This is a genomic window from Alistipes indistinctus YIT 12060, assembly GCF_025144995.1.
Lineage (GTDB): Bacteria > Bacteroidota > Bacteroidia > Bacteroidales > Rikenellaceae > Alistipes_A > Alistipes_A indistinctus.
In genome coordinates this window covers 1256884-1270713 of sequence record NZ_CP102250.1, presented here as the reverse complement: position 1 = coordinate 1270713, position 13830 = coordinate 1256884, and the positions used below count along the sequence as shown (strand labels likewise).

Genomic DNA, 13830 nt, shown 5'->3' with positions numbered 1-13830 from the left:
ACGATTTGGCGCTAAAGATACTATTTTTTCACCGGATTGTAAAACGTATCGCGCTCGACCGGCTCGTAACCCGCCGAGCGGATCATCGCCTCCATTTCGGCAGTCGTGACCGAGGGTTTGCTCTCCTCGGCGCCGGCCATCGAATAGATTTTCGTGCTGTCGTCGATCGTGCCGTCCATGTCGTCGGCACCGAAGGCGAGCGCCAGTTGTGCGGTGGTTTTGCCGAACATCGGCCAGTAGGCCTTGATGTGCGGGATATTATCCAGATAGAGGCGCGCGAGCGCCGTCATACGCATATCCTCGACGATACTCACCTCTCCGATCTCCTCCATTGAATTGTGGCGGCTGCGGTATTTGAGCGGGATGAAGGCGTTGAAACCGCCCGTTTCGTCCTGCAGCCTCCTGAGGCGGTCGAGGTGGTCGATACGGTCGTCGAGCGATTCGATATGCCCGTAGAGTATCGTAGCGTTGGTCGGGATGCCGAGCCGGTGTGCGGTACGGTGTACGCTCAGCCACTCGTCGGCCGTTCCTTTTTCGGGACAGATGCGGGAGCGGACCGGTTCGGCGAAAATCTCGGCGCCGCCGCCGGGGATCGCTTCCATGCCGGCCTCTTTGAGCCGGCGAAGCCCCTCTTCGAGCGGCAACCCTGCCTTGTTGATCATATAGGCCAGTTCGATGGCTGTGAAAGCCTTGACCGATGCCTGTGGCATCCGGCCCTTGACCGATCGGATCAGGTCGATGTAATAATCGAGTCCGTTGCGCGGGTGTACCCCTCCGACGATGTGGACTTCGGTCGCGCCGCTGCCGCGGTGGCTGTCTACCTGCGCGAGGATCTCCTCTTTGGAATAATCCCACGCGTCGGGCGAGTCGGCCGGGCGGCGGTAGGAGCAGAAACGGCAGTTGAAGACGCAGACGTTCGTCGGCTCGATATGGAAATTCCGGTTATAGAAAACGGCTTTGCCGCTTTTGCGTTCTTTTGCGTGCGTCGCTAACAGCCCCAACAATGCGAGGGGCGCTTCGCTCAGGAACGTTTTGGCTTCGGAGCGGCTGAGGCGCCCTCCTCTATCGATTTTGTCGGCCAGCGCCGCAATGGATTCTGACAGGTTGAACATGACGGAAAGGTTTTACTCGCAAACAGAAAAGGCTGCCCTTGCAGCAGCCTTGTTCGATATGTGCAGCGCGTGTGCTTTCCACCCGCGATGACGTGCAGGAGACTATTTTGCGCGGGCCTCGTCCGAAACGGTCAGTTTCTTGCGCCCTTTGGCACGGCGTGCGGCGAGCACTTTGCGGCCGTTGGCGGTAGCCATTCTTTCACGGAAGCCGTGCTTGTTGATTCTCTTCTTCTGCGAGGGTTGGAAAGTCCTTTTCATCGGTTTATCTTTTTAGATATTTATCTTTTCGGTCTGCCCCGGTGCCGTCCGAGGCCCCTGCGGAACCCGTTGCTGCCGGAACGTTGCGCCGATATTACGGGCGCGCGGAGTGCAAAGGTAAAACAATTTTGAATGATTCAAAAATTTTCCCCTGATTTTTTGGCGTTTTGCCGTGTATCGCAGCCGCCGGGCAGGGGTATAAGCATGATTTTTCGCCCGGCGCCGCTCACATGGCTCGTATTCTCGGCGGGGGAGCGGGATGGCAATGGTTCCCAGTGTCGGGGAATTGTGTCAGCGCGGAATATAGACCACTTTTTTCGTCTCGAAAAACCTGTCGTCGAATAATTCCCCGATTTCGTACAGCGCATAAGGCCTGCCGGTTGCTGAAAGTTCGGCTTCGAGGTCTCCCCCTTTCAGGTAGAGAATGCCGTTCGCCAGCGTTCCGGCGCTGTTGCCCGGTTCGATTTTGTCCCATATCCACCCGATAAAGGGTTTCATTTCGGTCACGGCGCGGCTGACTACGAAATCGAATTTACCTTGTACCGCCTCGGCCCTGCCGTGGATTGCGGTGAGGTTCCGCAGGCCGATTCCTTGCGCCACTTCGTTTACGACCTTGATTTTTTTACCGATCGAATCGATCAGCGTGAATTGTGTTTCGGGGAAAAGGATTGCCAGCGGAATACCGGGAAAACCGCCGCCGCACCCGACATCGAGAATACGTGCGCCGGATGAGAAGGAGCACACTTTGGCGATCGCGAGCGAGTGCAGCACGTGGTGCAGGTAGAGCAGGCCGATATCCTTGCGCGAGATAACGTTGATCTTTGCGTTCCATTCGCGGTACAGGCCCTCCAGCGCGGTGAACCGCTGCTGTTGGACGGCCGTCAGGTCCGGAAAATACCGGGCGATCAGTTCCGCCCCGGGACGGTTGGTCCCGGTTGTCTGCGGCACGACTGCCGGTTGCGGGCTGTGCAGGGGTGCTGCTGATGCCAGGGTGTCTGCGGGTTTCGGGGTTTCTTTCCGGGTCATAGCTGTCTGTCGTTGTGGTCGGTGATGTAGCGGCACAATTGCTCCCTGGCGCGGTGAATCTGTGTCTTGACCGTGCCGATGGGCAGGTTCAACTGGTCGGCGATCTCCTTGTACGAAAACTCGCGGAAGAACCGCAATTCGATCAGTTCCCGGTAGCGCGGAGCCATTTTGCTGAGGAACAGTTCGAACTGTGCGGCATTCTGGTGTGTGATCATGTGTTCTTCCGGCGTGGGGCTGTCCGGGGCGGGCAGTGTGCCCATCGTCTCCCCGGCCCTTTCGATCGAGATTGTATCGTCGCGCCTGCGACGCGTAAAATCGATAAAGGTGTTGCGGGCGATCGTGTAGACCCATTTGCCGAACGTATGTTCAGGGTTGTAGGTATGCAGTTTGAGGAACACTTTGACGAACGTCTCCTGCAGCAGGTCGTTCGTGTCGTCCACATTGCCCCCCGTGCGCTGGATATAGAGCTGGTAGATCGAGTCGCGGTAACGGTTGAACAAATGTTCGAAAGCGATGGAATCCCCGCCGAGAACAAATTCGATGAGTTGCTGGTCGGTTGCGACGATGTATTTTTCTATCTCCATACGGCTCTGTTGGGGCGCAGTCTGCGGCTCAGCGCGAGGAAGCATTCGCCCAGGGGGGAGGTCAAGTCGTACAGGATATAGGTGCCTGCCAGCTTGCGTTCGCCGAGGCGTTTGCCGATGCGCCAGATTTTCAGTTCAACGATCAGCAGGCGTAGCAGCAGAAAGAGTGCCGGAATGATCTTCCACCAGGGCGGAAGCAGAATAATCGCAGCAATTGCCGTAAGGAAAAAGAGCATGCGGCTCCACAGTTCGAACGAAATGCTGGTGCGAATTCCGCGCGGATAGTAGCGGAATGCATAGGTGAGCGTCTTGCGCATCGCGTGCCACCAGCCCAATCCGCCGTATTGCATCTGGCGTACGGTGGCGTGGGGATTCATGATGATGCTGACATTCGTCGGTGTGGCGATCGTCTGGATGAACAGGTCGTCGTCGCCGATGTTCATGTTCAGGTGGTTGAAACCCTTGTGTGCAAAGTAAAGGCTCTTGGTGTAGCCGATGTTGTGCGAAATGCCGCGGTAGGCACGACCGCGGATCGCCGCTGCGAGGTAGCGTACCGAAGTGGCGAGCCGGTTGCAGCGGATCATGCGGTTGGCGAATCCTTTCCGGATTTCGATGCCGCAGTAGCCGATCACCACGTTTCCCCCGATAAATCCTTTGGCCATCAGCGAGAGCCATCGCTCCGAGGTCGGGTAGCTGTCCACCGTCGTGAAGACCATATGTTCGTAGGCGGCCGCTTTGATGCCGACGGTGATCGCCAGTTTGATGCTGTGCTCGTAGTTCGGCTGCGCGTTGATCCGCGTCAGCCGCAGGTGCGGATAGATGGCGGCCGCTTCGTTCAGCAGCAGGCCGATCTCCTCGTCGTAACTGCAATCCACCACCACTACCTCATACTGGTGGTATTGCTGGCCCAGCAGCAACGGCAGCGTATGTTCGATGAAATAATAGGAATTTTCGCGGGCTACGACGATTACCGATACGGGCGGCGGTATCGTTTGCGGGTCGATTCCCCGGTTGTTGCGGTAGCGGGGAAGCCGGCCGTAAACGCCGAGGTAATAGTAGAGTTGGACGATCAGCAGCAATAGGACCGCTCCCAACAGGCCCAATGCCAGCTGGGGATCGATGATTCCGTTGTCAACCAGTTGGTTGTAGTATATCTCGAAAAAACTCACGCGATTAAAGGCAATTTCACGCAAAACTACATGATTTCGGACAAACCGCAAAAGAGAACCGGTACATTCTCCCGATTAATAGGGAAAAATATTTACCTTTGCATCGCCCGGGGCCGGACATGCTCTGTTTTGCATGGATGCCTGCGACCCGGAGACGACCCGCATGGAATTCCAGTTGCTACATACCGACTCCCGCAGCGCCGCACGCGCCGGGGTGCTCTCTACCGACCACGGTGAAATCCGGACACCGATCTTTATGCCGGTGGGGACGGTGGGCAGCGTCAAAGGGGTGTTCCACCGTGACCTGGAGCAAGAGGTCGGGGCGCAGATTATTCTGGGGAATACCTACCACCTTTACCTGCGTCCGGGAACGGATATCCTCGAACAGGCGGGCGGCCTGCACCGCTTCAGCGCGTGGAACCGTCCGATCCTGACCGACAGCGGCGGTTTCCAGGTCTTTTCACTGGCCGATTGCCGCAAACTGGCCGAAGAGGGATGCCGTTTCCATTCGCATATCGACGGTTCGGCCCACCTGTTCACGCCCGAACGGGTGATCGATATCCAGCGCAGCATCGGAGCCGACATCATGATGGCTTTTGACGAGTGTCCGCCGGGCGATGCCGAATACGATTACGCCAAAAAATCGTGGGAACTCACCTCGCGCTGGCTCGGGCGCTGTTTCGAGCAGTATGCGAAAACGGAACCCAAATACGGTCATTATCAGTCGTTGTTTCCGATCGTGCAGGGATGCACCTATCCCGATCTGAGGGCCCGTTCGGCCGAATTCGTGCAGCAGTTCGGGGCCGACGGCTATTCGATCGGCGGGCTGGCTGTGGGTGAACCCGCGCCGGTCATGTACGAAATGATCGAGCTGGTCAATTCGATCCTGCCCCAGGACAAACCCCGCTACCTGATGGGTGTCGGGACTCCGGTAAACCTGCTCGAAGCGATCGAACGCGGCGTGGATATGTTCGACTGCGTGATGCCGACCCGCAACGGCCGCAACGGGATGCTGTTCACCAGCGAGGGAATTATCAATATACGTAACCAGAAATGGCGCGATGACTTCTCTCCGGTCGACCCGATGGGGCATTGTTTCGCCGATACCGCCTATACGAAAGCTTATTTGCGCCACCTGACCATCGCCGGCGAGATGATGGCCGCGCAGATCGCCAGCCTGCATAACCTTGCGTTTTACCTTTGGCTTGTGGGCGAGGCGCGTGAGCAGATTTTGCAAGGCACTTTTTCCGAATGGAAACCCGTTATGGTTGAAAAACTATCCCGCAGGTTATGAAAATCAAGTTTCCCGGAGTTAAAATCCTCGATCGCTACATCATGCGTAAGTTCCTCGGGACTTACATTTTCGCCATTGCGCTGATTATCGTGATCGTCGTGATTTTCGACGCTGCGGAAAAAATCGACGATTTCATCGAGCTGAAGGCGCCGCTGTCGAAGATAGCCTTTTCCTATTACCTCAATTTCATACCCTTTTTCATCAACCAGTTCAGCGGGCTGTTCACCTTTATCGCTGTGATTTTCTTCACGTCGAAGATGGCCTACCAGACCGAGATCATCGCGATTCTGTCCGGCGGTGTGAGCTTCAACCGTTTCCTGTGGCCCTATTTTCTCAGTGCTGCGGCCATTACGCTGTTGAGCCTGGTGCTGAATTTAGTGGTGATCCCGATTGCCAACTCGAATCGTCTCGATTTCGAGATGCAGTACCTCAAGCGGTTGAAGAACCTGAAATACGACCGGCATATCTACCGCCAGATCGAGCCGGGTACGTTCGTCTATATCCGGGATTATCAGGGGCCTACCAATACGGCTGGCTATTTCGTGCTCGAGACCTATGAGAACGGCGCGATCGTTTCGTCGCTCGAAGGGGCCAATGTGAAATTCGACACGGAGACGGGCCGTTGGAGCGCGCCGAAGAGTATCGTCCGGCATTTCGATGGCGAAAAGGAGACTTTTACGAATACGCAGCCGCTCGATACGGTCATTAACCTGCGGCTCAACGAACTGGGCCGGATGCAGGATGTGGTTACGACGATGAACATTTCCGAACTGGGCCGGTTTATCAAGCAGCAGAAGGCGAAGGGTTCCGATATGGTGCCGCATTTCGAGGTGGAGTGGCACAAGCGTTTTTCAGCCCCGTTCTCGACCTTTATTTTAACGTTGATCGGCGTGTCGCTCTCTTCCCGCAAGGTGCGCGGCGGTACCGGATTGCATATCGGAATGGGCATCGTGCTCTGCTTCTCGTTTATCCTGTTTAGCAAGTTTACCGACGAATTTGCCAAAGGCGGCCTGCTCCCGCCGGGGATTGCGGTGTGGATTCCCAATATCCTCTACGCCTTTATCGCCGTTTACCTCTACCGTAAGGCGCCGAAGTAGCCTTCCCCTCTCTCCGGTATTCTCGCTTGCCCTTATTCCTACTTCCCTTTTGTTTTTACCGATTGATTACGCTTTTTACGCGTCCGTTTTTCTCCTGCACTTTCTGTGCTTATAAGGGACGGATGGGGCCGGTTATATCCTGTGGGGAGAGTTGTCTTGTCTTGTCTTGCCTTGCCTTGCCTTGTCTTGCGGCATCGTAATCCCTATACAAGCCGTCATGGTCATCGGTGAAAACAGAACACGCGGCCCCGGAAGGCCGCGTGTTTCATTCATCGGATTCGTTCGTCGTTTCAGCAGTCCAGGCCTTGGGATTTGTCCGAACCCGGCCTGTCGCTTGCCTGACTTATTAGATCGCTTTTACTTGTGTGTCAGAAATTTCGTAAGCGTAATTTTTGCCTCCGGCCGTATAGCGGATGACCGGGTTCTTGCCGCTTTCGTCCAGTGTGAATTGGTTCGCACCTGATTTCAGTTCGGTCGGATAGAATACCGTGCCGATTACAGTGGTTTCCGAAGGAGCCTTTACTGTGGTGTAGAGACACGGAACCCATGCATAGGGAGCCTGTTGCACGATGCGGTAATAGAGTTGGTTCTGCTTGGTCAACGACAGCGGCGCTTTGCTCATCGACTTCATCTCCATGCGCGTCGAGTCGCCGTTCAGGGCAGCGTAGGTGCCGTCGGCCGACACGGTCGCCTCAACGTTCGGGTGGAACAGCAGGTCGATCTGTGCTCCCTTTGCGCTCTGGACCTTATCGAGCACCAGCACGATATTGTTCTCCTTGTCGAGGATCAGCGTACGCTTCCATCCCTTGAGGTGCTCGCCGGGATAGGCGTTGGTCGCGTCCATCTGCGTGTAGGCGAAACCCGGCAACGATTCGAACTTGGTGATCTTGCCGCCGATACCCTCTTTCCAGGGCTGGTCTTTGCGTTTGGCGATGATCTGCTCCTCGCCGTCCACGAGCACTACGTTGTGGCCGAGGCTGCGGATGTTGAGGTAGTCCCAGCGGTCGTCGTTGAAGATGAACTGGTCGTAGAACTCCTGCGAGAATTCACCGATGACCGACTCGCCCTTCCAGGTGAGGTTGAATGTGCCGGCGTCGAGATGGCCGTGGTGCGGATCGTCCAGCGGGCCGCATTTGGTAGCGACCTGCATGTAGTCGTCGCCGAAATCCTTGCGCATGAAAGCCCAGTCGATTTCCGGAAAATGTTTCGACGCGTCGGCCGGTTTGGTGGCCGGAATATCCGTCGGCATAGGCCAGATCAGGTCCCAGATCGTGTTGGTCGCGTTGTTGCGGATACCGCCGAAGAGTGCATTGGGCCTGTTGAGGAACGTTTTGATGTAGAACATCGCATTGGTGTTGCCCGTTTCGGCGGCCAGTTTGCCGTACATACCCGGCGAGCCGATCGGACCGCCTATCCCTTTGTCGCGGAACGTGCCGTCGTTGAAGTTGCCGGTCATGCCGAACAGCGCGAAGTCAGCCGGGGCATTTTTCACACCGTCGATCAGGAACATGTTGATCTTGCCGTCCGAAAGGCGCTTGATCGCATCCATGAACATCATCGACTGGCACAGGCCGTATACCGAGTAGTGGCGTCCTTCCTGCCAGCCGCCTTCGTGCGTGATGTTGCTCACCATGCCGCCGATACCCTCGATACTGCGGATCACCACGTCGGTCAGTTGCGGGTCTTCGTTCAGCAGCGTCAGCGCCGCCATGCCCAATCCGTTGAAGCAGATGCCGGACCAGTTGCATTTGTAGGCATTCGCCCACCATTGGTAGTCGTAGTTGCCCCTCACGCGCAAAACCGCCTGTTCGAGCAGCCCGCTGCGCAGGCGGTCGCGCTGTGCCTTGGTGAGGGTCGGGTAGATCCAGTCGTAAGTCAGAGCGAGGTCGGCCGCACAGTCGCCTACCCAGATATCGAACGGGAAAGCCACTTGGTCGTCTTTAACCCCGTAGGGCCATACGCGCGTGTAGATATTTTCGAAATAGTGCGCGCTGAGCCGCCACGTATCCATCTCGCATAGTTTCTCGGCGAGCTGGTATGCGCGTTTCGCGTAGGCGGTGTCGCCCGTAAGCTGGTAGAGCAGGGCGCACACCACGCTGCCGTACTGGTAGTAGTTCTGGTAGGCGGCGTGGTCGTCTTTGCCCGAAAAACGGCTCTTGATGTCGTTCATCGCTGGAGCCGGATCGGCGTCTACGCGCAGGTAGCGCTCACCTTCGAGTTGCAGCATCCGGTAGATGTCCCCGGCGCGTTTGTTGGTTTTGATGTATTCGAGGATAGCCGGTTTCTGGGCTTCGTTGAATACGAGGTAGGGGTGTTGCAGGCCTTTCGCGGGCAGGGCGTTGCAGATTTCCTTGTAATCTGTCGGGATCGCCGCGGTCGAAACTGCGGGTCTCGTCTCCGGCTTTGCGGCCGAAAGCGTCGTCGGGAGCGCAATCAGGGCACAAGTCAATGCCAATGCCTGGGCTCCGAGGCGGAATCGTTTCATGAGTCAGTCGGTTTGAAAGTTTTAGTTATCTGTTATCGTTTGTGTCGCTATTCCGGGGTGTTCCGGCTTTCATTTTCCTGTTTCCTGTTTGAACCGGCCCTTGTATATCTCCGGTTTCGGCCGGGTTTCCGTTTGCTGGCCGGTCATGGGCGATGCCGTATCTGTAAGTGCGGTCGCGTCGCCGTCGTATGGAAGGATCGGACACGACATGTCCGCCTGTATCGGCTCCGGTAGTTCCCGGCTGTTATCCGCCAGCCAACAGTGCCAGTTCGCGAAGAGGGAGGACTGCCTTCCTCAATATCGGTCGAATCCGGCCGGATTACAGTAAAAACGGCTGCTGCCGGGCATTTATTTTGCCTGGCGTTTGCGGTCGATTTCGCTGAGCAGGATTTTGCGCAACCGGATGTGTTTCGGCGTTACCTCCACATATTCGTCTTCTTTGATGTATTCGAGCGCCTCTTCGAGCGAGAAGATGACCGGCGGTGCGATCGATACTTTGTCGTCGGAGCCGCTGGCGCGCATGTTGGTCAGCTTTTTCGACTTGGTCAGGTTGATGACGATATCTTCCGAGCGGGTGCTTTCCCCCACTACCTGTCCGCAGTAGATCTCTTCCTGCGGAGAGACGAAGAAAGTGCCGCGGTCCTGTAGTTTGTTGATCGCATAAGCGTAGGCCGTTCCGGTCTCCATCGCGATCAGCGAGCCATTCGTGCGCATTTCGATGTCGCCTTTGTAGGGCTCGAAACCCTTTAACCGGTGCGACATCACCGCTTCGCCGGCAGTGGCCGTGAGCAGGTTGCTTCGCAGACCGATGATGCCGCGTGAGGGAATGTCGAAAGTGAGCCGCTGGCGGTCGTGTATCGTCTGCATATCGGTAAGCGTACCTTTGCGTTTGGTCGTTAGCTCGATCGCCTTGCCGGCCACCTCTTCGGGCAGGTCGATGGTCAGTTCTTCGACCGGTTCGCATTTCTTGCCGTCGATCTCTTTGATAATCACGCGCGGTTGGCCTACCTGCAATTCGTAACCTTCGCGGCGCATCGTTTCGATCAGTACCGAGAGGTGAAGCACGCCCCGGCCGTAAACGACGAAGCTGTCCGACGAAGGGCCTGGTACTACCCGCAGTGCGAGGTTCTTTTCCAGCTCCCGGTCGAGGCGCTCCTTGATGTGGCGCGAAGTGACGAATTTGCCGTCCTTGCCGAAGAAGGGCGAATCGTTGATCGTGAACAGCATGCTCATCGTCGGTTCGTCGATGGCGATCGGTTCGAGCGGTTCGGGGTTCTCGTAATCGCAGATCGTGTCGCCGATCTCGAAGCCTTCGATGCCTACCAGAGCGCAGATTTCGCCGCACTCCACCTTGTCCACCTTGGTTTTACCCAGTCCCTCGAAAACCATCAGGTCTTTGATGCGGGTTTTGACCATCGTGACGCCGTCACGCTTGGCCAGTGTAACGGGCATTCCTGAAGTCAGGGTGCCGCGCGTAACCTTGCCGATTGCAATACGGCCCACGTACGGGGAGTATTCCAGCGAGGTGATCAGCATTTGCGGAGTGCCTTCGATCACCTGCGGAGCCGGGATATTGTCGATGATGGCGTCGAGCAGCGGGGTGATATCGGTCGTGCGCTCTTTCCAGACGTGCGACATCCAGCCCTGTTTTGCGCTGCCGTAGATCGTTACGAAGTCGAGCTGTTCTTCGGTGGCTCCGAGGGTGAACATCAGGTCGAAAACCTGTTCGTGCACCTCTTCGGGGCGGCAGTTGGGCTTGTCCACCTTGTTGATTACGACGATCGGCTTTTTCCCCAGCGCGAGCGCTTTCTGCAGTACGAAACGGGTTTGCGGCATCGTGCCCTCGAACGCGTCGACCAGCAGCAGTACGCCGTCGCACATATTGAGTACCCGCTCCACCTCGCCTCCGAAGTCGGAGTGGCCCGGGGTGTCGATGATGTTGATTTTGTAGTCGCGGTAAACGACCGAGACGTTTTTCGACAGGATCGTGATTCCTCGTTCGCGTTCCAGATCGTTGTTGTCCATGATCAGTTCGCCTGACTTCTCATTGTCCCGGAAAAGATTCCCCTGGAGGATCATCTTGTCAACCACCGTTGTTTTGCCGTGGTCGACGTGGGCAATGATCGCAATATTGCGTAAATTCTGCATATAATGATGTTTTTAACGGTTGCAAAGGTACGAAATAAATGGGGAAAATTTATCTTTGCGAGTGGATAGGCCTTTAAAAACATTGATATGAAACAGACCATTGAGGTTCAACGTCCGGGTAAGAGCCCGTCGCGGGTCGTGATCGGCGACGTGATCAACTCGCTCGAGAACTATCTGCCCGAAGGCAAGCGCGTGGTTGTCATTGCGGACGAACATGTTTTCCATGCCTACCGTCCGATCATCGGCGCGTACGATTACTGCCTGATCGGATTGGGCGAGACGAACAAAACGCTGACCACGGCCCAGAAGCTTTACGGCGAATTGTTGGCGCTCGGGGCCGACCGCAGTACGTTCATCCTCGGTTTCGGCGGCGGAATCGTGACCGATATCGCCGGTTTCGTCGCTTCGACCTATATGCGCGGGTTGCCGTTCGGCTTCGTGGCCTCGACGCTGCTGGCGCAGGTGGATGCGAGCGTCGGCGGCAAAAACGGCGTGAATTTCGAGGGATACAAGAATATGGTGGGCACCTTCAACCAGCCTGATTTCGTACTGTGCGACCTTTCGTTGCTGCAAACCTTGCCCGAACGCGAATTCCGGGCCGGGCTGGCCGAGATCGTCAAAGCCGGGCTGATTGCCGATCCGGGTTTGTTCGAACTGTTCGAGCGGCATACGTTGCAGGAGTTCCGCACAGACCGGGCCCTTTTGCTTGACGCGGTCACAAGGGCTGTGCATGTCAAAGCCGATATTGTGGCGCGTGACGAGCAGGAACATGGTGATCGTCGCAAACTGAATCTCGGCCACACGTTCGCACATGCTGTTGAGAAGAGTTCGCGCGAGTTCCTGCACGGTGAGGCGGTGGCGATCGGCCTGGTGATGATCGCCGCGCTGTCTGAGCAGAACGGCATGCTCTCGCCTGCCGATGCCGCGCGAATCCGGACCGTAGTGGAAAAAATGGGGCTTCCGTTGGCCTCCGGTATCGAACTGCCGCGTTTGCTGCAAGCCCTGAAACTGGACAAAAAGAAAGAGTCCAAATCGGTCAATTTCGTGCTGATGAACGGGGTGGGCGACTGCCTGATCCGGCCATTCTCTTTTGACGAGATCGACAAGATCGTTTTGTAGAGGTTGGCTTCGGATGCAAGCCATTGCAGCGGGATCGGCGTAGCTTGACTGATGTATTTGGCGCAGGGTGATTTTTGACGCGAGGTCAGTTACTTGCCGAAAAGATAAACCGAAAGCCAGGGAACAGCATGCTGTTCCCTGGCTGTTTATTATCCATACAACGTTGCCTGCGCGACGAGTGTTTTCGCACGGCCGAAAGGGGGAGTAGGATACGGTTTCCTGATTTTCATTTTTTTGATGAATCAGAACTTGATTTACGTAATCTGGTCGTGCAGGACATTCACAGAAAAGTAAGTTACAGGTTACAAAATAAGATAGGTCCGGATAAATTAAAACGGAGAAACAGTCGTTTCTCCGTTTACAGGTAGGCATCCGGGCGGAATCGGACGCCTGCCTATAGAATCGCAAATCAGAAAGTATAATTGTAAACACCGTCCGAGCGGGGTTCTATCAATTCGATTTGTAGGTCGGTTATCGCCGAGCTGAGGTTCATCGGGATTCTGGAGTATCCGTAGGGGAAGTCGACTTGGGTGCCGGGGATCGGGTAGCCGCTGTAATCGATTATCAAATGGGTGGCGACGGGGTAAGTGGCATTCAGATACCATGCTCCGTCTTCGAGTGAGAACCAAAGCCGGTTTTCGATTGACTGGGCGGCTTGGTTGCTGTCCGAAACAACCTGAGTGTTTTGGTCGGTCGGTTGGATGTTTGCTCCGTCTGAATGGGTAGTCATGCAATACCCAACTGCGGCGATCGCAGCGACGCTGAGTAGTAAAAGAAGTTTTCTCATCATGATAGGGTTGTATTATAGGTTTGTAGAATACAATATAATTACAATAATCGATAGCGTAAATGTTTTTGCATCCAGTATGAGAAATAAATATTTTTAAAAATTCAAATGTAGTTGAAAATAAGTCGAATAGCGCTTTGTTGATGGGGCAGGTAACCGGTCGGGAAGATGCAGGCAGGCGTACTAAAGCGGCCGGTCATCCGGTGGCGCCGGTTTTTCCAACATCTCTTTCAGCAGGTCGAGCAGGTCGTGCGCTTCCTCGGAGGTCAGCCGCAACGTAATGGGAATTTTGAACAAATCGGTTTTTTCTTCGGCGAGCATGTGCCCCTTACCGGTCATTAGCCAGGTGAAATTGATTTGCGGGTAATGCTCCAGTATCCGGGAGGCGAGGCGGCGGCTGATACCGTTTTTTCCTTTTTTGATCTGGTAGAGACTTTCGCTTCTCTGCAGGCCGACTGCTCCGGCGAAGCGGTTCACGGACATGCCACTCCAGTCGATGACTTGTTTGAGCCGGCTCCAGCCGGATTTCTCGTCTTGTTTGTGATCGGGCGTTTGCATGGGAATTGGGGGTAGGCTGTTTCCGTTCCATGCCTGTAAATCCGGGATCCTGCGATAGGCGGACAACCCAAAAAAAGGGCATGGGAACGATTCGTCGTGCTTGAGGTACTACCCAATACCCTTCTCTTGACAAATGCCCCCATGCCGTAGTCGCGGCGGCAACCGCCGCACGCAACTCCGACAGGCAAGCGCA

At 55.8% G+C, this 13830-nt stretch carries 12 protein-coding genes; 3 read left to right on the top strand and 9 right to left on the bottom strand.

Annotated features, from left to right (window positions below; translation table 11 throughout):
- Positions 1–20 precede the first annotated feature (20 nt).
- From mqnE to NQ495_RS05405, 5 genes are all read right to left on the bottom strand, one after another.
- Positions 21–1112: an aminofutalosine synthase MqnE gene (gene mqnE / locus NQ495_RS05425; protein ID WP_009133964.1), complete on the bottom strand. Its 1092-nt coding sequence runs from the start codon at positions 1110–1112 to the stop codon at positions 21–23.
- Positions 1113–1214: 102 nt separating this feature from the next.
- On the bottom strand, positions 1215–1370 hold the full coding sequence (gene rpmH, locus NQ495_RS05420) for a 50S ribosomal protein L34 (RefSeq protein WP_009133965.1): 156 nt from the start codon (positions 1368–1370) through the stop codon (positions 1215–1217).
- A 291-nt stretch (positions 1371–1661) separates the two neighbouring features.
- Positions 1662–2396 carry a 16S rRNA (guanine(527)-N(7))-methyltransferase RsmG gene (gene rsmG, locus NQ495_RS05415; RefSeq protein ID WP_009133966.1) on the bottom strand — a complete coding sequence of 245 codons (735 nt, stop codon included), beginning with the start codon at positions 2394–2396 and terminating at the stop codon, positions 1662–1664.
- Entirely contained in the window at positions 2393–2980 is a 588-nt protein-coding gene (locus NQ495_RS05410; RefSeq protein ID WP_009133967.1) for an RNA polymerase sigma factor, read from the bottom strand. Before NQ495_RS05410 ends, rsmG begins: the two co-directional genes overlap by 4 nt.
- On the bottom strand, positions 2971–4149 hold the full coding sequence (locus tag NQ495_RS05405) for a glycosyltransferase family protein (RefSeq protein ID WP_009133968.1): 1179 nt from the start codon (positions 4147–4149) through the stop codon (positions 2971–2973). The genes NQ495_RS05410 and NQ495_RS05405 overlap by 10 nt, the downstream gene beginning before the upstream one ends.
- A 163-nt stretch (positions 4150–4312) precedes the next feature.
- On the opposite strand from NQ495_RS05405, the gene tgt reads away from it, so the two are divergent.
- Together tgt and NQ495_RS05395 are read left to right on the top strand one after the other, a co-directional pair.
- Positions 4313–5443: a tRNA guanosine(34) transglycosylase Tgt gene (gene tgt / locus NQ495_RS05400; RefSeq protein WP_040294490.1), complete on the top strand. Its 1131-nt coding sequence runs from the start codon at positions 4313–4315 to the stop codon at positions 5441–5443.
- Positions 5440–6540, top strand: coding sequence for an LptF/LptG family permease (locus NQ495_RS05395; RefSeq protein ID WP_009133970.1), 1101 nt, complete (start codon positions 5440–5442; stop codon positions 6538–6540). Before tgt ends, NQ495_RS05395 begins: the two co-directional genes overlap by 4 nt.
- A 346-nt stretch (positions 6541–6886) precedes the next feature.
- Here NQ495_RS05395 and NQ495_RS05390 read toward each other — a convergent pair whose 3' ends face one another.
- Together NQ495_RS05390 and typA are read right to left on the bottom strand one after the other, a co-directional pair.
- The gene (locus NQ495_RS05390; RefSeq protein ID WP_009133971.1) at positions 6887–9025 is read right to left on the bottom strand and encodes a heparinase II/III domain-containing protein; all 2139 of its coding nucleotides are present in this window, start codon (positions 9023–9025) and stop codon (positions 6887–6889) included.
- Positions 9026–9373: 348 nt separating this feature from the next.
- The gene (typA, locus tag NQ495_RS05385; RefSeq protein WP_009133972.1) at positions 9374–11173 is read right to left on the bottom strand and encodes a translational GTPase TypA; all 1800 of its coding nucleotides are present in this window, start codon (positions 11171–11173) and stop codon (positions 9374–9376) included.
- 87 nt (positions 11174–11260) lie between these two features.
- Here typA and aroB point away from each other — a divergent pair, with 87 nt between their 5' ends.
- Complete coding sequence (gene aroB, locus NQ495_RS05380) at positions 11261–12292, top strand: 3-dehydroquinate synthase (protein WP_009133973.1); 1032 nt, start codon at positions 11261–11263, stop codon at positions 12290–12292.
- A 409-nt stretch (positions 12293–12701) separates the two neighbouring features.
- Here aroB and NQ495_RS05375 read toward each other — a convergent pair whose 3' ends face one another.
- Entirely contained in the window at positions 12702–13082 is a 381-nt protein-coding gene (locus NQ495_RS05375; RefSeq protein WP_009133974.1) for a hypothetical protein, read from the bottom strand.
- A gap of 180 nt (positions 13083–13262) precedes the next feature.
- Complete coding sequence (locus NQ495_RS05370) at positions 13263–13637, bottom strand: transcriptional regulator (protein WP_009133975.1); 375 nt, start codon at positions 13635–13637, stop codon at positions 13263–13265.
- Between the last annotated feature and the right edge of the window lie 193 nt (positions 13638–13830).

Bases quoted from the DNA above. Each gene is read 5' to 3' on its own strand.
- rpmH (WP_009133965.1), bottom strand. From the start codon at position 1,370: ATGAAAAGGACTTTCCAACCCTCGCAGAAGAAGAGAATCAACAAGCAC.
- NQ495_RS05370 (WP_009133975.1), bottom strand. From the start codon at position 13,637: ATGCAAACGCCCGATCACAAACAAGACGAGAAATCCGGCTGGAGCCGG.
- NQ495_RS05390 (WP_009133971.1), bottom strand. From the start codon at position 9,025: ATGAAACGATTCCGCCTCGGAGCCCAGGCATTGGCATTGACTTGTGCC.
- NQ495_RS05410 (WP_009133967.1), bottom strand. From the start codon at position 2,980: ATGGAGATAGAAAAATACATCGTCGCAACCGACCAGCAACTCATCGAA.
- typA (WP_009133972.1), bottom strand. From the start codon at position 11,173: ATGCAGAATTTACGCAATATTGCGATCATTGCCCACGTCGACCACGGC.
- NQ495_RS05395 (WP_009133970.1), top strand. From the start codon at position 5,440: ATGAAAATCAAGTTTCCCGGAGTTAAAATCCTCGATCGCTACATCATG.
- aroB (WP_009133973.1), top strand. From the start codon at position 11,261: ATGAAACAGACCATTGAGGTTCAACGTCCGGGTAAGAGCCCGTCGCGG.
- rsmG (WP_009133966.1), bottom strand. From the start codon at position 2,396: ATGACCCGGAAAGAAACCCCGAAACCCGCAGACACCCTGGCATCAGCA.
- tgt (WP_040294490.1), top strand. From the start codon at position 4,313: ATGGAATTCCAGTTGCTACATACCGACTCCCGCAGCGCCGCACGCGCC.
- mqnE (WP_009133964.1), bottom strand. From the start codon at position 1,112: ATGTTCAACCTGTCAGAATCCATTGCGGCGCTGGCCGACAAAATCGAT.
- NQ495_RS05375 (WP_009133974.1), bottom strand. From the start codon at position 13,082: ATGATGAGAAAACTTCTTTTACTACTCAGCGTCGCTGCGATCGCCGCA.